We start from the raw sequence: 18,530 nt of genomic DNA on the forward strand, positions 1-18,530 counted from the left end.
CGACGATCACGTTGACCGAGGTTTTTTAATGTACAAATTCAAAGTGATCGCTCAAAATCCATGATATCCACACAATGGACTTTCCACCCTTGAATTAAACTCATATTTTCTACTGTCGCCGACAGTCACCGACAAGATCAACTATTCGAAAGCAATCCGGGGATATATGGCAAACGGATCACCGACTCAGGTATTGACCGAAGACTCGCACGAAGCCTTCCTGACCCGCAACCGACTTAGCAAAGAATTGTGGGACCGGTCTGGCTGCATATGGGCCGAGCTGCGCGATATCGCACATGACCACGAGAACAACCTCGATGCACTGGCGACTAGTGCTGAGTTCTTCGCGAAAACAATTCAACGGTTCGAGCGCGTCCATTCAGTGCGGTGGCGCGTGAAAGATACGGAGCATCTGCTTGAAAAGATCGTGCGCAAGCGCGCCGATGAAAAATCTGCCGAGAAGTACGCAGAAGTTGGCGTCAACAACTACTTCGAGCTAGTCACAGACTTGGTCGGAATCAGGGCTCTCCATCTATTCAAGGACGACTGTCTCACCATTCACGAGTCGCTCATGAAGACTTGGACGCCTATCGAGGAGCCAATCGCTTACACGCGAGAAGGCGATCATGAGGCGTTCAAGGAGCGCTTAGCCACAGTTGGCCTCCTGAGCAAGGATCACCCAGCAGGTTATCGGTCATTGCACTATGTCGTTGAAAGCCGCCCAACCCAGCGAATCATTCGCGCTGAAATCCAAGTGCGGACATTGTTCGAGGAAGGTTGGAGCGAAATTGATCACACCGTTCGATATCCGAACTTCTCGAACGACGAGCTTATTGGCTACCTATTGAAGATTTTCAATCGGATGGCCGGAAGTGCCGACGAAATGGGGGGCTTCGTCCGTGACCTAAATTTGGTATTGCAAGAACGTGAGCGCGAGCTTGTGGAGGCAATGACGGCCAAGGAAAACGCTCTCGCACGGGTCGAAGGAACCCTCGTCGAGCTTGAGAAACTGAAGGATACAAATGCTGAGTCCGCCTCCCTTATCAAAAAGTTGCGTGCCGAAGTGCGGAAACTCGAAGGAACTACGGCAACGACCGCCTTGTCCAGCTGGCAGGTAGCCGGCTCCACGCGGAGCTTGTCAGAACTGGTTCGCGGGCACTCAGACTCGATGCTCCAAGAGACGTTGGAACGTATAGGAAAAGTTAGCGAAACCTATGAGCGCACGCGAGCTGCACTGAACGAACGCAACAACCGCACCATCGAAGCGGCAATGGCAATCTCAAGAGATACGAATAAAAATAAAAAATAGCCTGATGCACGTGCTCCGCCAGGCAGAAACGCCGTAGATCCGACACCAGGCTGCAGCAAATTTCCAAGCTATGCAATTAGTCCAACTCAATCGCGATGCCCGATGCCTGCGTTGAGTAGGAGAACGGCATCCACAAAAATCCGTGACGAACCTAGTTCATCGTGACTATAAAAATCCACCGCTTCGTCCCGCTGCTGGCGCTCGCCGCCGCCTCCGCCGTTCAGGCTGCCGACAACCAGGCTTGCGATGACGCAACCGTCGTTGCGGTCGCCCGCTGGGCCGGCGTCGCGAGCGCACGCCTCGCCGCGCGCGACACGAACCGGCTCGTTGTGGCATCGGCGTGCAAGGTCATGCCGAATGCGCCGGAAACGACGATCGCGGCCGTCGCTCTCGATTCGCTGCCGAAGAGCAAGAACCCGGACGAAAGCAACAAGCTGCAAGTCGTCGCGCTCGTCGAAGGCGGCAAGGTCGTGGCAGCCGAAAAGTCGGTGGTCCAGGAAGATGCGGCGACCGAAATCGGTGAGAACAGCTATCGCATCGATACGGCGCGGTACCAGTTGTCGCCTGACCTGCGCGCATTCGGCGTTGTGTTCACCAGCAGCGCGCGAGGGGCGAGTTGTCCCGATGCCGACGCAGACGAGGAACTGACGCTATGGGTACGTGAAGGCAACCGCATCCGTTCGGTTTTCGGTACCAACCTCCGCGGGTGGGTCAGTGTCGAAGGCGAATCCTGTGGCCCGGGCGTCGGCGATGCGAGCAGCGAAGAGGCCCGAATGACAATCGCCGTCGATAAAACGTCGAGCCATGACTTTGCCGATCTGTCGATCACCGCCCACATTACGAAGTCGCAGCGCAAGGACGGCGAATACTCGGATACAGGCAAGCGCACCGCGCGCACGATCGTCCACTACGACGGAAAGACGTACGGAATCGATATGTTCCGAAACTTCTGGTATTCGCCTGCCGCAATGAGGCGCTTCAAGTAAGGCCGAGGCGGGGCACAGCCCCGCCCGCCTACTCCACCACCTTCGCTCCGATCGCCTCGCCAGACGTCGGCATCCGCAACGCGTCGTCCCGAACGCGTCGCGCCTCGCGCGCCGAATAGCGATCCTTCAACCGCAGGAACGGTTTCTCGACAAGGAAGTAACTGGCCGTCGCCGCCATCAGCGCCCACACGATCCCGAGCGGGAACGCATGCGGCACGGCCAGATCCGGATTCGCGAACGGCTGCTGCCACAGATAAAGACTGAACGAGATCGTGCCGACGAACACGACCGGCCGCGTACGCAACCACCGCGCACACCAGAACTCGTTACGGAAATTCAGCACGACGATCACGATCGCGATCAACGCGGCTTCAAGCGTCACGCCATACGTCGCATTCCAGAACCCGCCGAGCCGATGTTCGGCGAGCGGCATGCCGATCAGCACGACAACGATGATCGCCGTCACGATGCGCGCCTCACCACGCCACGTGCGAATCCACGCTTCGAGCCGTTCGCGGTTGAGCGACGCATAGCAGCCGATCAGGATCGGATCGACGCCCGTGTGAAGCATCATCCCGAGTTGCCCGCGCAGCGCGGGCGCAACGAAGTACGTGACCGCGCGCACGAGCGGCACGATCAGGATCAACGCGGCCAGCCAGCGCGTGCCGCGGCGGCGCATGCCATACACGAACAGCAGCGGCCAGAACCAGTAGAACTGTTCCTCGAGCGCGAGCGACCAGAAATGGCCGAGATACCACGCACCGTCCGGATGCAGCGTGTTGTCGCCGGTCAGCCCGAACCACGCCGAGTAGTTCCACAGGTGCAGCGCCGCACACAGCCACTGCCGGCGGTCGACGTCGAACCAGCCCGCGAAGGCCATGATCGCGACCGCCGCGAGATACACGTAGCAGGCCGGCCAGATCCGCAACGCGCGGCGCACGTAGAACGACGTCAGCGCGATGCCGCCCGTGCGTGCGAACTCGGCGCGCAATACGTTGGTGATCAGGAAACCGCTGAGGACGAAGAAGATCAGCACGCCGAGCCGGCCGTCGGCGATCAGCCGCAACGGCGCGTACCAGCCCGTGTAGCCGCCGGGCAGCACGTGCTCGGCGTGTCCGACTACAACCATCGCGACCGCGACGGCGCGCAACCCGGTCAACTGCGTGACGCGATGGTTCATCGGCTGGTTTCCGTTGGCACGGTGGATGGGCAGCAGACCGGCGCCCCTGCTTCGGCACGCCGATATGCCGCCGGGATTTTGTATGAAAAATATCGGAATGAAATTGCTTCAAAAATCCCGAGGCCGGCAACGGCGGCCACGCACGCTAGAGCGAGCCGACGCCGGGGACGGCGAATGGGCATAATGACAAGCCTTGTCCGGCGGCGGCCGGTCCGATGCCAACACAACGATTTTTGCGGCGGCGCAATATCCGTAGTCCCCCGCCCGCTCACCGGCCCGCGCCTCGTCCGCCCCCCTGTCGACCCTTACCCGGAGCCTGCCTGTGTACCCACCGATCGAACCCTACGCCCACGGCCACCTCGACACCGGCGACGGCCATCGCATCTACTGGGAGCGCTGCGGCAACCCGGCCGGCAAGCCCGCCGTGTTCCTGCACGGCGGCCCCGGCGCCGGCTGCAGCCCCGACCATCGCCGCCTGTTCGATCCCGAGCGCTACGACATCCTGCTGTTCGACCAGCGCGGCTGCGGGCGCTCGACGCCGCATGCCAGCCTCGAGAACAACACGACGTGGCATCTGGTCGCCGATATCGAACGCCTGCGCGAGATGGTCGGCGCGGAAAAGTGGCTCGTGTTCGGCGGCTCGTGGGGCAGCGCGCTGTCGATCGCGTACGCGGAAACGCACCCCGAGCGCGTGACCGCGCTGGTCGTGCGCGGCATCTTCACGATGCGTCGCGCGGAATTGCTGTGGTACTACCAGGAAGGCGCATCGTGGCTGTTCCCCGACCTGTGGGAAGCCTTCCTTGCACCGATTCCGGAAGCCGAGCGCGGCGACCTGATGGCCGCCTACCATCGCCGGCTGACCGGTGACGACGAAGCGGCGAAGCTCGAAGCCGCGCGCGCGTGGAGCATCTGGGAAGGCCGCACGATCACGCTGCTGCCCGACCCCGCACTGGCCGCGCATTTCGCGGACGGTCACTACGCACTCGCGTTCGCGCGAATCGAGAACCACTACTTCGTGAACAAGGGCTTTGTCGAAGAAGGCCAGCTGCTGCGCGACGCGCATCGTCTCGCCGGCATTCCGGGGGTGATCGTGCAGGGTCGCTATGACGTCGCGACACCCGCGCGGACCGCATGGGAGCTGTCGAAGACATGGCCGGACGCGACGTTCGAGATCGTGCCCGGCGCCGGGCATGCGTACAACGAGCCGGGGATCCTGGAAGCGCTGATCGCCGCGACAGACCGGTTCGCGAACCAGGATTAGGACACGCCCTCAGGCAACGCCGCCGGCGAGCAGATCGACCTGACTCGAACCCTCCAACCCTTGCGCCGGCCGGACCTGCCGTGCCCGGGAAGTTGGAGGCCGTGCGGTCATCGCGCGGCGCGGCGCGTTGTCGGATGGCATGCTCACCGAGCAATCTTTCCTTACCGAAGGCCGATTCATGGCAATGAGCTTGACGGAACCCCGTCGCGAGAATCTCGAACACCCTGCTGTCGAATCGCTTGCCGTGCGGGTGAACGGCTTGCGCATTCATACGAAAGTGGCCGGAGCCGGCCGTGCCGTCGTGCTGCTGCACGGCTGGCCGCAAACGTCGTACGCATGGCGCAAGCTCGTGCCGTTGCTTGCGCCTCACTACAAGGTCATTGCCCCGGATCTACGCGGATTCGGCCACTCCAGCAAGCCCGCGGCAGGCTATGACAAGAAAACCGTCGCAGGCGACATCGCCGCATTGCTGCATGCGCTGCAGATCGACCAGGCGTGCATCGTCGGACACGATATGGGCGGCCAGGTAGGCTACGCGTTCGCCGCACTGTATCCGCAACTCACGGAGCGGTTCGTGTTCATCGAGAGCGGCCTGCCAGGCTTCGGCCAGGAAAAGGCGATGAACGTGGCCACCGGCGGCAGCTGGCACTTCGGCTTCAATATGGCGGGCGACATTTCCGAAGAGCTGGTCCGCGGCCGTGAGGCGCTGTTTGTCCGTCACTTTGTCCGGCGCGACACGGTCGGCACCGTCGATCCCGAGTCCATCACGGAAGCCGACATCGACGTCTACGCGACGGCGCTCACGCAGCCCGGCGCCCTGCGTGCGAGCTTCAGCTACTACCGCACGCTCCTCGTGGATCTCGACGACAACAAGACGCTCGGAGAAAAGAAACTCGAGATGCCGGTCCTCGCCATCGGATGCGAATTCGGGTACGGCGAAGGGTCGAAGGCCACCATGGAAAAGGTTGCGTCCAATGTGCGCGGCGTCGTGCTGCGCGACTCCGGCCACTATCCGGCCGAAGAGCAGCCGGAACAGCTTGCGTCCGCCCTGCTCGATTTTCTCGGGCAATGATCGACCGGGTGCGAATCACGCGGGACCTCGTGCCCGCCCTCGTCCGATGATGCCCGTCCATCGCCGGATGTCGTCAGGCTGTGCCGTCAATCCACGCCACGAGTGCGCGGATTGATCTGACTCAGGCGCGTTCAAAGTGCGGTTTCGACGATCGTCCTGCCGCTGATTGCCCGCTCGACGAGCTGTTCGTCGCCGACCTTGCGGATCGCATCGTCGAGCAGTCCTTCCGGCGCCTCGGTCGCCACCTTCAGCAAGCCCGACAGGCCGCGCGCATCGAGTACCACCAGCGTCTCCATCGAATCCGCACGGCTCACGAGCACGCGACGCCACGCCGGCCCCGCGCCGAAGCTCGCGCAGAGCGCAATCGTGTCGCTGCCGAGCGTGTAGTCGAAGTTTTTGATCATGATCCGCCGCCGTTGCAAGGGAATGGCGATGCGCGACGGTGCGGTGCCGTGACGTCGACGCACCCGCGCGTGCCGCCGGGGTCCCGGATCGAGTCCGATCCGTTCGCCGGCATGACCATGCTAGGCGTGCAGTATTAACGAAGACTTAAACGGCATTCGCGCAGGCACGCGGCATGCCGCATACGTCAGGGCGCGTCGAGCGGCTCCACCGTCACGCCGACCTTCAGCTCCTGATCCGCGCCGCCACCGCGGATCACGCCGCGCAGCGGTGTCACGTCCGCATAGTCGCGGCCGATCGACAGCATCACGTAGTCGTCGCCCGGCGCGCGATCGTTGGTCGGGTCGAGCTGCAGCCAGCCGTTGTCCTCGGGCCACGCCGGGTCGTACACCTCGACCCACGCATGCGACGCGTCGGCGCCGATCAGCCGCGGCTGCCCGGGTGGCGGCTGCGTGAGCAGATAGCCGCTCACGTAACGCGCGGCGAGCCCGAGCGAGCGCAGTGCGCCGATCATCACGTGCGCGAAATCCTGGCACACGCCCTTGCGCAAGCGCAGCGCATCGAGCGCCGACGTGGTGATGTCGGTGCTGTTCGGCGTATACGCAAAATCGGCATGCACGCGCCGCATCAGCTCCCACGCGGCCTGCACGAGCGGCCGTTGCGGCGTGAAGCTCGCGGCCGCATACGCGGCGAGCTCGGGATCGCACGCGACATGTGGCGACGTGAACACGAATTCGCTCGCCGCGTCGTAAGGCTGCCCCGCGCGGAACCGCAAGCGGTCGCGCACGGCTTCCCACGCAGTCGCCTGTTTCGCGTCGGGTTTCGCGATGGCGGGCGGCGGCTCGCCGCGCGCACCGAGCGACCACACGGGCGGCGTCACGCGTACCGTGCTGCGGCTGCGCACGAGCAGCGCGTCGTGCGGCTGGTTCAACGCAAACGATGCACGCGCGTTGCCGAATGCATCGATCTCGGTCCCGACCGACTCCGGCGCGGGATCGATGTCGAGCGCGAACGACAGCACCTGCTGGCGCGGCGAGACGAGCGGTTGCAGGCGCGCCTGGTGCTGCGCCGATTCGACGCGCGCCGCGTAACGGTATTCCGTATCGTGCGTGACGCGCAGCAACCGGCCGCGCGTCACGTCGGCCATCGCGGATGGCGTCGCGGATGCCGGTGCCGATGCGTTCCGCGCATTCCCGGAACCGGGTGGCGCTTTCGCCGCGCCTTTCGTCGTCACCATAACGTCCTGCCCGCCTCGCGCACGTGGCTGAAATAGCGCTCGCCGATCCGGTTCGACAGTTCCCAGACCGCCTTCGCCGTCGTATCGAGTGCATCGAGCAGCTTGTCGTGCCGGCCGCCGTCGCCGGTCTCGCACAGCTCGTGCAGCGACCACGCGGGGACGTCGGGAATCGTCTCGGCCAGCTCGGACAGCGCATAGCCTTCGCTGCGCTCGACCTTCGTCAACCGGCCACGCAGCGCCTGCACGACCCAGCCGAGAGAACGCGGGTTGTCGGTATCGAGCACGACGAGCGACAGCAGCGGCGCGACGTCGAAGCCGCGCTGGAACCGCGAACGGAACGTGATCGTGCTGTCGAACAGCTCCAGCACGAGCTCGAAGCCATCCTGCCGGTGCACGGCGCCTTCGTCGAACGCAAACTTCAGCACGCTGCACAGGAAATCCAGCCGGTCGATCTGCCGGCCGATCGACAGCAGCCGCCAGCCGTCGTCGCGTGTCATGTTGTCGGTCTGCGCGCCGGTGATCGCGCCGAGCAGCAGGCCAAGGCGCGCCAGCAGTTGCAGCGCCTCGTTGCCGATCTGCTCCTCTGCTTCCGGCTGGCCCGCGCTGTCCGCGAACAGTTGCGTTGCGTCGTCGATCAACCGCCACTGGTCGCTCGACAGCCGTTCGCGAATCGCGGCGGCCGCGCCACGCATCCCGAACAGGCACGACGCGATGCCCGACGTGCGATCCGCGCCGCGCGTCAGCGACGTCGCGAGCGCGTGCTGGAACGCACGCGGCGCATCGACGGCGTTCGGCGCATCGGCCGCGATCAGGCCCGTGTCGCGGCACAGCGTGTCGAGCAGTTCCAGGTGCGCGGGGCTGTCGACGTCGTCCTCGCCGCGCAGCCGTTCGAGCGCCGCCCGCGCGAGCCTCATCAGGTTGGTCGCACGCTCGGTGTAACGGCCGAGCCAGAACAGGTTCTCGGCCGCCCGGCTCGCGATCGCGCGCGGCCGCTCGACGAGATCGTCGGGGCCGAGGTGCGTCTGCAGCAGCGTCGTCGAATCGACGATGCCTTCGGTCATCACCCATGTATCGACGGTGCTGCCGCCGCGCGCTGCTTCCTGCTCGACGCGCACGGCCGCCAGTCGGGCCGCAACGTCGTGCTGCGCGCCGACCGCGCGCTCGCGGAGGCGCGCTTCTCGCCGCTCGCGGATGCGCAGGGCGCGAACTGGCTGCGCCGGCCGTATTTCCGCTCGGCGATCGCCGAGCCGGGGCGCGTGCAGGTCACGCGGCCGTACCTGTCGATCAACGAGGCGCAGCCGTGCGTGACGCTGTCGGTGGCCGTGCGCGTCGGCGATACGCAGCGCGTGCTGTGCGGCGATATCGACTGGGGCGACGACGCAGCGGACGCGGGCTAGCCGCGCACGCACCGCAGGCGGCGGGCGGGGCGAGCGGCGCGGGGCGGTCGTTGCGTTCGCCGCGTGCTTCCCCGACAATGGCCCGACCGCGGCCATCGTGACCGCGAGCGCGCCGTCCCGGGGGCCACCATGGCGGCGAATAACAAGGAAAACACAATGAAAAGACCGATTTCGCTGACCATTCTCGCGTGGATCATCATCGTGACCAACGCGATCACGTGCATCTATACGCCCTTCACCATCGGCATGCCGACCACCCAGGCGCTGCTGTCGCACTACCTGCTGCCCGTCTGGGCGACGCTCGGCATCAGCGTGATCCTCGAAGTCGTGAACATCGTGGTCGGCATCGCGATCCTCAAGGGGCGCGAATGGTCGCGCAAGACCTACATCGCGACGTCCGTGTTCAGCTTCGTGTTCTCGTTCGTCAACATGCCGGCGTCGATGTACGCGGTGCTGATTCCGGGCGTCCTGCTGTTCGCGCTGTTCGTCTACCTGATGTTCCGGCGCCCCGCGACCGCGTATTTCCAGGCGAACGCATGAGCGTCGTGCGCAACGCGCTGGCGATCGTGCTGTTCACGATCGCGGGCATGTGCGTGATCACGGCGCAGACGATGGCGTTCCTGAAGCTCGGCCATACGGGGGCGATGCTCGTGTTCGTCACCGTGCTGTGCGGGTTGTCGGCGGTGCTCCTGGCCGTGGGCGCGTTTGCCGGCGCGTTCCGGCCACGCGCGCGCGGCGCGGGCATCGCGCTGCTCATCGCGACCGCGACCACCGCGTTCGGGATGATCGGCTGGGTGACGCTCCTGATGGCGCCGGGGATCGTCGACGTGATGCAGCAGCAGGGCGTGGACGTGAACGCGCGGATGTTCCGGTTCGCGCCCGGCGCCGTGGTGACCGGCCTGTCCGCGCTCGTCGGCGTGTGGCTCGCGCGGCGCGGCTGACGGCGCGACTCATGGCGCGACTCATGGCGCGGCGGCCGGCACGCTGGCGCCCGTCACGCGGCTCGGCTAGGATGCGCGAATTGTCCTGACGATTCGCGGGCCGCCCATGAACCGAAACGCCGCCTCTTCCGTCCTCCTCGAAGTGATCGCCACGACCGTCGGCGACGCGAAGGCCGCCGCCCGCGCGGGCGCCGACCGCCTCGAACTCGTGACCGCGATCACCGAAGGCGGGCTGACGCCGAGCGTCGGCCTGATCGAAGCCGTCGTGGCCGCCGTGCCGATTCCCGTCAACGTGATCGTGCGACCGCACAGCCGGTCGTTCGTGTACGACGCCGACGACCTGCGCGTGATCGAGCGCGACGTACGTGCGGCCGTCGCGGCCGGTGCGAATGGCGTCGTGTTCGGCGCGCTCGACGCGCGCGGCGACGTCGATCTCGGCGCGCTGGCCCGCATCGCGGCCGCGGCGGACGGCCGCGCGCTGACCTTCCACCGTGCGTTCGACGTGTCGCGCGACCTCAACGCCGCATTCGACGCGCTGCTGCGCGTGCCGGCCGTCACATCGGTGCTGACGTCCGGCGGCCATCCGTCGGTGCTCGACGCGTCCGCGACGATCACGCGGCTGGTGCGGCAGGCCGCCGGCTCGACCTGTACGGTGCTGGCCGGCTCGGGGCTCACGGTCGACGCGGTCGGCGATTTCGTCCGCGCCACCGGCGTGCGCGCGGTGCACTTCGGTTCGGGCGTGCGGCCGCGCGGCGAGGTGCTGGCACCGGTCGATCAGGCACTCGTCGAGCGCGTGCGCGCGGCGATCGACGGCGCGGCGGCGCACGTGTAACGCACACGTCGTACGGTGGCCACAGCCGGCGTGCGCGCCGGTATGGCACTCCAGAACGTCATTCGGAACGGAGGAGCACATGACGGACGCATCACACGACACGCAGGACGGCGGCGCCGACGACAGCGCGCCGGGCTGGGACGCGATCGACGGCGCGCTCGCGCGCCTCTATCCGGGCCAGGAACCGAAGCACTACGGCACGCTGATCAAGTGGCGGCTCGGCGGCCCCGATCCGCTCGACGGCATCAGCGTGTGGAAGCGCGCGGAACCCGTACCGCACTGGCACTTCGTCACGTACGGGCTGACCGAGCTGTACGCGAAGGAGTCGGATGATCCGGCCGTCAGCGGCTTCGGCTTCGAATTGACGATGCGCGTCGCCTGCGCGCCGGACGACGACGAGCCGCCGCGCTGGGCGTTCAGCTTCCTGCAGAATCTCGCGCGCTACGTGTTCGAGAGCGGCAATGCGTTCGGCGACGGCCACTGGATGTCGGCCAACGGCCCGATCGCGCTCGAGTCCGACACGCAACTCTGCTCGATGGGCTTCGCGTTCGATCCCGAACTGCCGGCGATCGACACGCCGCACGGCCACCTGGCGTTCCTGCAGGTGGTCGGGCTGACGCTCGACGAGGAGCGCGCCGCGAAACGCTGGCGCACCCGCTCGCTGCTCGACGTGCTGCTGCCGTACCTGCCGCTGTGGGTGACCGATCTCGGCCGCGCGTCGCTGCTCGAGCGTGCGGACGTGCGTGCGCAGGTTGACGAGGGCACCCGGCGCGACGGCTCGTCGAGCGGCTCGCTGTTTACCGATGTGCTCGCGTGGGAGACCCGCAAGCGGCTGTTGCGCGCGCCGCTCGTCGAGATCACGGTGGGTGCGCGGCAGGTCGACGAACTCGTCGCGCTGCTGCCGCTGCGACTGCCGTTCGACCGGCCGTTGCGGCTGGTCGGCCGCGACACCGCGGTGCGTTTCGAGCGCGGCGACGCGAACACCATCGCCGACGAAGACGGCAGGCTGACGCTGCGGCTCACCGATGCGACGGTGCAGGCGCTGGCGCGCACGTTGCAGCCGCGTGCCGGCGAGTATGCGGTCGACGGGCTCGACGGCGTGCGCTGGCGGGTCGAGAAGACCGTGATCCGCGATGCGCAGGGCAACGCGGTGCAGACGATCGGGTGAAAAAAAGCCGGGGCATGCCCCGGCTTTTTCGTCGTTACGCGGTGCGTGCCGCTTACGCGTTCGCCGACATCGCGTCCGCGTCGCTCGCACGGATCCCGAGGCGCTCGAACAGCGCACGGTCCTTCTGCGACTGCGGGTTGCTCGTCGTCAGCAGCTGGTCGCCGTAGAACATCGAGTTCGCGCCGGCGAGGAAACACATCGCCTGCAACCCGTCGTCGAGCTGCTCACGGCCGGCCGACAGGCGCACGACGGCCTTCGGCATCGTGATGCGGGCAACCGCGATCGTGCGCACGAATTCGAACGGGTCGAGCGCCGCGGTGCCTTCGAGCGGCGTGCCTTCGATCGCGACGAGGTTGTTGATCGGCACCGAATCCGGATACGGGTTCAGGTTCGCGAGCTGCGAGATCAGGCCCGCGCGTTCGCGGCGCGATTCGCCCATCCCGATGATGCCGCCGCAGCACACGTTGATGCCCGCGTCACGCACGCGGTCGAGCGTGTCGAGGCGATCCTGGTAGGTGCGCGTCGAGATCACCTGGCCGTAGAACTCCGGCGACGTGTCGAGGTTGTGGTTGTAGTAGTCGAGGCCCGCGTTCGCGAGTTCCTGCGCCTGTTCGTCTTCCAGCATGCCGAGCGTCATGCAGGTCTCGAGGCCGAGTTCCTTCACGCCGCGCACCATCTCGGTCAGCGCCGGCATGTGGCGCTCCTTCGGGTTGCGCCACGCGGCGCCCATGCAGAAGCGGCTTGCGCCGTTCGCCTTCGCGGCGCGCGCGGCGTCGAGCACCGCGTCGACATCCATCAGCTTTTCGGCTTTCAGGCCCGTGTCGTGGTGCGACGATTGCGAGCAGTAGCCGCAATCTTCCTCGCAACCGCCCGTCTTGATCGACAGCAGCGTCGACAGCTGCACCGCGTTCGCGTCGAAGTGTTCGCGGTGCACCTGCTGCGCGCGGAAGATCAGGTCGTTGAACGGCAGCTCGAACAGCGCGACGACGTCGGCGACGCGCCAGCGCTGCGAGGCCGGAGCGGCCACGGGAATCGCGTCGGGTTGCACGGTGGCGGTCTGGGCTTGGGTCATATCGTTTTCCTGTCCTGGACGGGGATGAGGGATCGGGGGATCTGTTTCTGTTGGGTCAATGCTGCGCGGCGCGCAGCGTATCGACGAGCGCGGCGATGTCGAGCATCGCCGCGGCGGCTTCGGGGGCGGCCGGGCTCATGTGCGGAATGCGGCCGAGCAGCGGTGCGCCGTGTTCGCGGGCGAGCCAGTCGCGCATCGTCGCGACGTTCTCGTCGGGGAACGACATGGCCGGATCGACGTGGTTCGCGACCCAGCCGGCGAGCTTGAGGCCACGCGCGGCGATCGCGTCGGCGGTGAGCAGCGCATGGCTGATGCAGCCGAGCCGCACGCCGACCACGAGCACGACCGGCACGCCGAGCGCGACCGCGAGATCGGCCATGTCCTGCGTGTCGTTCATCGGCACGCGAAAGCCGCCGGCGCCTTCGACGACGACGATCTCCGCGCGCGTCAGCGCTTCGCGATGGCATGCGACGATCGTGTCGATGTCGAGCGTCACGCCTTCCTGCGCGGCGACGATATGCGGCGCGGCCGGTGCTTTCAACAGGAACGGCGTGCGCAGCTCGGGCGGCAGCACGACGTTCGCGGCCGCGTCGAGCTGGTCGGCGTCTTCGTTGCGCCACACGCCGTCGCGTTCATACGCGCCGGCCGCGACGGGCTTCAGCGCGGCGGCGCGCAGGCCGTGACGTGCGAAGCCGTGCAGCAGCGCGGCCGACACGAAGGTCTTGCCGATTTCGGTGTCGGTGCCGGTGACGAACAGCGAGAGCGGGGCGGTCATGCCGCGGCCTCCTGCACGGCCTGCGCGTCGCTGGCTTCGATCAGCGCGGCTTCGAGCCGCGCGAGATCGTCGAACGAATGCGCGGCCGACAGCGACACGCGCAGCCGCGATGTGCCGACGGGTACCGTCGGCGGCCGGATCGCGGGCACCCACAGGCCGTGCGCATCGAGCGCGCGCATCGCCGCGAGCGTCGCGTCGTTGCTGCCGATCACGAGCGGCTGCACGGCCGTGTGCGAATCGACCGGCTCCCAGCGCGTCTTGTGCAGCAGCGCGCGCGTGCGTTCGATCAGCGCGGCGAGATGCGCGCGTCGCGCGTCGCCTTCGTCGCCCGCGATCACCTTCAGGCTGGCCGATACCGCGTGCGCGACGGCCGGCGGCGCGGCCGTCGTGAAGATGTAGCTGCGTGCGCGCTGGATCATCCATTCGATCACGGTCTCGTGCGCGATCACGAATGCGCCCGCGACGCCGGCCGCCTTGCCGAGCGTGCCGACGTACACGAGATGCGGCGAACGCAGCGCGGCGGCTGCGAGCGTACCGCGGCCCTGCGGACCGAGCACGCCGAAGCCGTGCGCATCGTCGACGACGAGCCACGCGCCGTGGCGTTCGGCCAGCGCGACGAGTTCGGCGAGCGGCGCGAGGTCGCCATCCATGCTGAACACGGTGTCGCTGACGATCAGCTTCGTTTCGGCATCCGATGCGTCGAGCAACGCGGCGAGCGCGGCGGTGTCCGCATGCGGATAGACCTGGACATTCGCGCGCGACAGTCGCATGCCGTCGATCAGCGACGCATGGTTCAGCGCGTCGGAGAAGATCGTCGCGCCCTTGCCGGTCAGTGCCGTCATCGCGGCGAGGTTCGCCATGTAGCCGGTGCTGAAGTACAGCGCGCGCGGTGCGTCGGAGAAGCCGCCCGAGAAGGCCGCGAGTTCGTCCTCGAGCGTCGCGTGCGCACGCGAATGGCCGCCGAGCAGGTGCGAGCCGCCGCTGCCGGAGCCGTAGCGCTGCGCGCCTTCGGCGAACGCGGCGACGAGCGCCGGATGCGCGGCGAGGCCGAGATAGTCGTTGCTCGCGAAGCCGACGATCTCGCGGCCGTCGACGGTCATGCGCGCATCGCACGCGGTGTCGGCGGTGCGGCGCACGCGGCGCAGCCCTTGCGCGTCGAGATCGGCGAGGCCGCGTTGCAGGGTGTCGAGCAGGGGGTTCGTCATCGTGCGATCTCCGCGAGCGTCGCATCGAGCGTGTCGCGCGTGCTTTGCGCGAGCCATGCGATGTCGTCGTCGCTCATCACGTACGGCGGCATCAGGTACACGGTCGTGCCGATCGGGCGCAGCAGCAGCTCGCGTTCCAGCGCGCGTTCGAAGAAGCGACGCGAGAAGCCGCGCGCCGCGTCGCCGTCGAGTGCGACGTCGAACGCGAACAGCGTGCCGCGCTCGCGCAGGTGGCGTACCTGCGGGTGTGCATCGAGCGGCGCGAGCGCCGTGCGCAGCGTCGCCGATTTGCGGGCGTTGCTCGCGAGCACGTCGTCGCGCGCGAACAGGTCGAGCGTCGCGACCGCCGCGCGGCATGCGAGCGGGTTGCCGGTGTACGAATGCGAGTGCAGGAAGCCGCGCGTCGTGTCGTCGTCGTAGAACGCGGCGAACACGTCGTCGCGCGTGAGCACGAGCGACAGCGGCAGGTAGCCGCCGCTGATGCCTTTCGACAGGCACAGGAAATCGGGCCAGACACCGGCCTGTTCGCACGCGAAGAAGGTGCCGGTGCGGCCGCAGCCGACCGCGATCTCGTCGGCGATCAGGTGCACGCCGAATTCGTCGCACAGCGCGCGCAGCCCGCGCACGTACGACGGATCGTGCATCGCCATGCCGGCCGCGCACTGCACGAGCGGCTCGACGATCAGCGCGGCGATCCGGTCGCCGCGTTCGACGAACAGGCGCCGCACGTCCGCGAGCGCGCGGCCCGCGACGTCGGCGGCCGTTTCGCCCGCCAGCGCGCCGCGCGCGTCGGGGGAGGCGACGACATGCGCGTGGCGGATCAGCGGGTCGTACGCGTCCTTGAACAGCGCGACGTCGGTCACGCCGAGCGCGCCGATCGTCTCGCCGTGATAGCTGTTCGCGACACAGACGAATTCCTGCTTGTTCGCGCGGCCGCGGTTGCGCCACGCGTGGAAGCTCATCTTCAGCGCGATCTCGACCGCCGACGCACCGTCCGATGCGAAGAACGCATGGCCGAGCGTGCGCGCGGTGAGCGCGTGCAGCCGCTCCGCGAGCTCGATCGCGGGCTCGTGCGTGCAGCCGGCGAGCATCGCGTGCTCGAGCGTGTCGAGCTGGTCTTTCAGCGCCGCGTTGATGTCCGGGTTCGCATGGCCGAACAGGTTGACCCACCACGAGCTGATCGCGTCGAAGTAGCGGCGGCCGTCACGGTCGTACAGCCACAGGCCCGCGCCGCGCGCGACGGGGATGAGCGGCAGGCGCTCGTGGTGCTTCATCTGGGTGCAGGGATGCCAGACCGCGCGCAGGCTGCGCGCGACCCAGTCGTCGGTGGCTGGCGTACTCAAGGCGGCTCCGGGGGATAAAACGGCAGCGCGGCATCGACGGGATGCCGCGCGGCGGGACACGAAACGCGCTGAGATTAGCGTGTTCCGCGACCCGTTGCACTACCGGTTACAAACGCTGCAGAGCCTTGTCGGACGGGAGTTCGGCGCAGATCGGGGCGGCTCGGGACGGTACGGTTCAGATGTCCCGAAATGACCGCAGATGACGACGTTCGAGTGAGACCCCCCAACTGAAAAAAATCGTGCGTCGGGCAGGGCAGCGGGGTGAAAAATCGGGGCGCGAAGGAGGAAAGGGCGATGCGGGACGATGTGGCCCCCATGCGATCGGAAAGAAAGACTGCATGCGGGTGACGAAGGGCACCCGGAGCGAGGCGCAGCCAGACGGCGTGTTCACGCCGGCATGCGGTGCGTGCCGCGTGCGCGACGTCGGCCGCGAACGCTACGTGCAGCGCGTCTGCGAAGAAGCGAAAAAAGGGGGAGGAGAAAACGAAAAACGGCGGCGCAGGCCGCCGCCCGTCAACGCGAAGCCAGTGCCGGCGTACCGGTGTCGCTTGCGTTGCTGTCGTCGTTGTCGGCCGTCTGCGTCGCGTTGTTCCACACGACCCGGTCGTTGACCGCATACAGCCGGCACGAACCCGCGCCCTGCTTCGAGCAGTTGTCGAGCGCGAGCGCCATCGGATCGTCGCCGCCTTCGGCCCACGACCATGCGCCTTCCGACGACACCGCGAACGCGCGGCTCGGATGCTGGTTCAGGAAGCGGCGATAGCCTTCACGGCCGGCTTCGTCGACATACGGCACCGCGTTGACCGAGTCGATCGACGCATAGCCGCTCGCCTTCGGCTCGTGCGGGTTCGCGACCGCGTAGCGCACCGAGGTCGGCAGGTTCAGCTGCGCGAGGAACGCATTGACGGCCGGCCACCACACGGGCACGCCGTCGCGGTCGACGATCAGCCGGTGCGCGTCGTCCTTGTAGCGGCCGAAATCGATGAACCGGGCCTGCGTGCCGTGCGAGACGTACGCGTCGTGCATCTGCGCGACGAGCCCGGGCGTCCACACCGAGTCGTTGTCGCCGTACAGCCACAGCGACCGCACGGCCGTGTGCGCGCCGTACTGGTCGAACGCGTCGACGAGGTTCTTCTGCCAGCCGTCGCAGAGGTCCTGGCGCAGCCCGCCGGAGAAGTTGATGATGCCGCGCACGCCCGGTGCGGCTTCGGTGCCGTACGCGACCGATACGAGGCCGCCGTGCGACGTGCCGGCGACGACGATGCGCGACGCATCGACATACGACTGGCGCGACATGTAGCGCACCGTCGCGTCGACGTCAGCCGCCTGCGCGAGGCCGTTCTTGCCGACGTTGCAGCCTTCCTGCTGGTACGTGCCGCCCGAACCTGCGAAGCCCTGGCGGTTCGGCGCGATCACCGCATAGCCGCGGCGCACGAATTCGCGCGCGAACGCGAGCGGCCGGCTGCGCGGCTGCTGATGAAGATCGCCGGTGTTCTTGCCGTGGTTGAAGACGACGAGCGGGAACGGGCCGGGGCCGTTCGGCTTGAAGAGCGTTGCCTCGAGCGTGACGTTGCCCGATGCGTCGGCCGGAATGCGGAGGATCTGTTCGTTCAGGTCGGCGGCGACCTGCGGCAGGTTCGAATTGCCGTAGTCGAAGCGTTCGGCGTGGGCGAGCGACCCGCTGGCGCCGGCACCCGACCCCGTATTGGCGCTCGGCAGCGTACCGGCCTGAGCGGCCGACAGCGCACAGGCCGCCATCCATCCCACCAATACCTTGCTGAACGCCATTCGTAAGCCCTGCCATGCAACTTGACCAATTCGAGGTCATCGTAGCCGGACAAAATGGGGTTGTGCAATGCGGGAATTACCCGGCGTCTGACACAGCAACTATTTGTCAACGTTCACTTACTTCGCCGTCGACGTAGCGCCAGAAACCATGCTCGTCGCGCTCGAAACGGCTCGTCTCGTGGAGCCGGTAAGCGCGTCCGCCGACCTTGTAGCGGGCCACGAATTCGACCTCCGCGTGCCGTTCGTCGAGCGGCGCATGGCGTTTGACCGCGAGGCCGAGCCAGCGCGGCGCGTCGGGTGCTTCGGGGTCGGTGTCGAGATCGGGCGGACAGGTGCGCGCGGCCCAGGTCGCGCGCAGGTAGTCGGTCGCGCCGAGCACGTACGCGCTGTACCGCGAACGCATCAACTCGAGCGCGGTCGGCGCGGCTTCGCCGCCGTCGATGAAGCGGCCGCAGCAGGCCGCATAGCGGGGCGCCGGGGCTTTGCCGGCGGGAGCGGGGGACGCGCCGCCGCACGGGCACGCATCAGGTCGGTTCAGAGTCATGCGAAACGGGAATTAACG

At 67.1% G+C, this 18,530-nt stretch carries 17 protein-coding genes and 2 pseudogenes; 9 read left to right on the top strand and 10 right to left on the bottom strand.

Annotated elements, in window-relative coordinates; translation table 11 throughout:
- Positions 1-193 precede the first annotated feature (193 nt).
- Positions 194-1,309, top strand: coding sequence for a RelA/SpoT domain-containing protein (locus G3N61_RS17765; RefSeq protein ID WP_179258820.1), 1,116 nt, complete (start codon positions 194-196; stop codon positions 1,307-1,309).
- A 167-nt stretch (positions 1,310-1,476) separates the two neighbouring features.
- Positions 1,477-2,295 carry a multidrug ABC transporter ATPase gene (locus tag G3N61_RS17770; protein ID WP_089453235.1) on the top strand — a complete coding sequence of 273 codons (819 nt, stop codon included), beginning with the start codon at positions 1,477-1,479 and terminating at the stop codon, positions 2,293-2,295.
- Between the two features lie 28 nt (positions 2,296-2,323).
- On the opposite strand, the gene G3N61_RS17775 is transcribed toward G3N61_RS17770, so the two are convergent.
- The gene (locus tag G3N61_RS17775; RefSeq protein WP_089453215.1) at positions 2,324-3,475 is read right to left on the bottom strand and encodes an acyltransferase; all 1,152 of its coding nucleotides are present in this window, start codon (positions 3,473-3,475) and stop codon (positions 2,324-2,326) included.
- Between the two features lie 322 nt (positions 3,476-3,797).
- Between G3N61_RS17775 and pip the strand changes: the two genes are divergently transcribed.
- A complete protein-coding gene (gene pip / locus G3N61_RS17780) occupies positions 3,798-4,736 on the top strand; it encodes a prolyl aminopeptidase (protein WP_205823208.1) in 939 nt (312 codons plus the stop codon).
- 139 nt (positions 4,737-4,875) lie between these two features.
- The gene (locus G3N61_RS17785; protein WP_205823209.1) at positions 4,876-5,808 is read left to right on the top strand and encodes an alpha/beta hydrolase; all 933 of its coding nucleotides are present in this window, start codon (positions 4,876-4,878) and stop codon (positions 5,806-5,808) included.
- Between the two features lie 131 nt (positions 5,809-5,939).
- Here G3N61_RS17785 and G3N61_RS17790 read toward each other — a convergent pair whose 3' ends face one another.
- The 3 genes and pseudogenes from G3N61_RS17790 to G3N61_RS17800 form a co-directional block, all read right to left on the bottom strand.
- On the bottom strand, positions 5,940-6,212 hold the full coding sequence (locus G3N61_RS17790; protein ID WP_205823210.1) for a hypothetical protein: 273 nt from the start codon (positions 6,210-6,212) through the stop codon (positions 5,940-5,942).
- Positions 6,213-6,397: 185 nt separating this feature from the next.
- Entirely contained in the window at positions 6,398-7,447 is a 1,050-nt protein-coding gene (locus G3N61_RS17795; RefSeq protein WP_205823211.1) for a transglutaminase family protein, read from the bottom strand.
- Positions 7,441-8,538 (bottom strand): annotated as a pseudogene (locus tag G3N61_RS17800) (alpha-E domain-containing protein); the annotation flags it as partial. The gene G3N61_RS17795 and the pseudogene G3N61_RS17800, both read right to left, overlap by 7 nt.
- On the opposite strand from G3N61_RS17800, the pseudogene G3N61_RS17805 reads away from it, so the two are divergent.
- From G3N61_RS17805 to G3N61_RS17825, 5 genes and pseudogenes are all read left to right on the top strand, one after another.
- Positions 8,518-8,844: pseudogene (locus tag G3N61_RS17805) on the top strand (EAL domain-containing protein); the annotation flags it as partial. The pseudogenes G3N61_RS17800 and G3N61_RS17805 sit on opposite strands and share 21 nt — an antisense overlap.
- A gap of 156 nt (positions 8,845-9,000) precedes the next feature.
- Positions 9,001-9,384 (top strand): hypothetical protein, encoded by a 384-nt coding sequence (locus tag G3N61_RS17810; protein ID WP_089451364.1) that lies wholly within the window; start codon positions 9,001-9,003, stop codon positions 9,382-9,384.
- Positions 9,381-9,785 carry a hypothetical protein gene (locus G3N61_RS17815; protein ID WP_089451363.1) on the top strand — a complete coding sequence of 135 codons (405 nt, stop codon included), beginning with the start codon at positions 9,381-9,383 and terminating at the stop codon, positions 9,783-9,785. The genes G3N61_RS17810 and G3N61_RS17815 overlap by 4 nt, the downstream gene beginning before the upstream one ends.
- Positions 9,786-9,891: 106 nt before the next feature.
- A complete protein-coding gene (locus G3N61_RS17820) occupies positions 9,892-10,617 on the top strand; it encodes a copper homeostasis protein CutC (RefSeq protein WP_205823212.1) in 726 nt (241 codons plus the stop codon).
- Between the two features lie 79 nt (positions 10,618-10,696).
- The gene (locus tag G3N61_RS17825; protein ID WP_089451361.1) at positions 10,697-11,785 is read left to right on the top strand and encodes a suppressor of fused domain protein; all 1,089 of its coding nucleotides are present in this window, start codon (positions 10,697-10,699) and stop codon (positions 11,783-11,785) included.
- 52 nt (positions 11,786-11,837) lie between these two features.
- Here the strand turns inward: G3N61_RS17825 and bioB are convergent, their stop codons facing one another.
- The 6 genes from bioB to G3N61_RS17855 form a co-directional block, all read right to left on the bottom strand.
- Positions 11,838-12,857 (bottom strand): biotin synthase BioB, encoded by a 1,020-nt coding sequence (gene bioB / locus G3N61_RS17830; protein WP_043187080.1) that lies wholly within the window; start codon positions 12,855-12,857, stop codon positions 11,838-11,840.
- A 55-nt stretch (positions 12,858-12,912) separates the two neighbouring features.
- Positions 12,913-13,632: a dethiobiotin synthase gene (bioD, locus tag G3N61_RS17835; RefSeq protein WP_205823213.1), complete on the bottom strand. Its 720-nt coding sequence runs from the start codon at positions 13,630-13,632 to the stop codon at positions 12,913-12,915.
- A complete protein-coding gene (gene bioF / locus G3N61_RS17840; RefSeq protein WP_205823214.1) occupies positions 13,629-14,837 on the bottom strand; it encodes an 8-amino-7-oxononanoate synthase in 1,209 nt (402 codons plus the stop codon). Before bioF ends, bioD begins: the two co-directional genes overlap by 4 nt.
- Positions 14,834-16,180: an adenosylmethionine--8-amino-7-oxononanoate transaminase gene (bioA, locus tag G3N61_RS17845; RefSeq protein ID WP_043187085.1), complete on the bottom strand. Its 1,347-nt coding sequence runs from the start codon at positions 16,178-16,180 to the stop codon at positions 14,834-14,836. Before bioA ends, bioF begins: the two co-directional genes overlap by 4 nt.
- Before the next feature lie 513 nt (positions 16,181-16,693).
- Positions 16,694-17,968 carry a CocE/NonD family hydrolase gene (locus G3N61_RS17850; RefSeq protein WP_205823215.1) on the bottom strand — a complete coding sequence of 425 codons (1,275 nt, stop codon included), beginning with the start codon at positions 17,966-17,968 and terminating at the stop codon, positions 16,694-16,696.
- A gap of 106 nt (positions 17,969-18,074) precedes the next feature.
- Positions 18,075-18,512, bottom strand: a complete 438-nt coding sequence (locus G3N61_RS17855) for a YchJ family protein (RefSeq protein ID WP_089451357.1) — start codon at positions 18,510-18,512, stop codon at positions 18,075-18,077.
- Between the last annotated feature and the right edge of the window lie 18 nt (positions 18,513-18,530).

The organism is Burkholderia sp. Ac-20349 (genome assembly GCF_017104865.1).
Lineage (GTDB): Bacteria > Pseudomonadota > Gammaproteobacteria > Burkholderiales > Burkholderiaceae > Burkholderia > Burkholderia aenigmatica.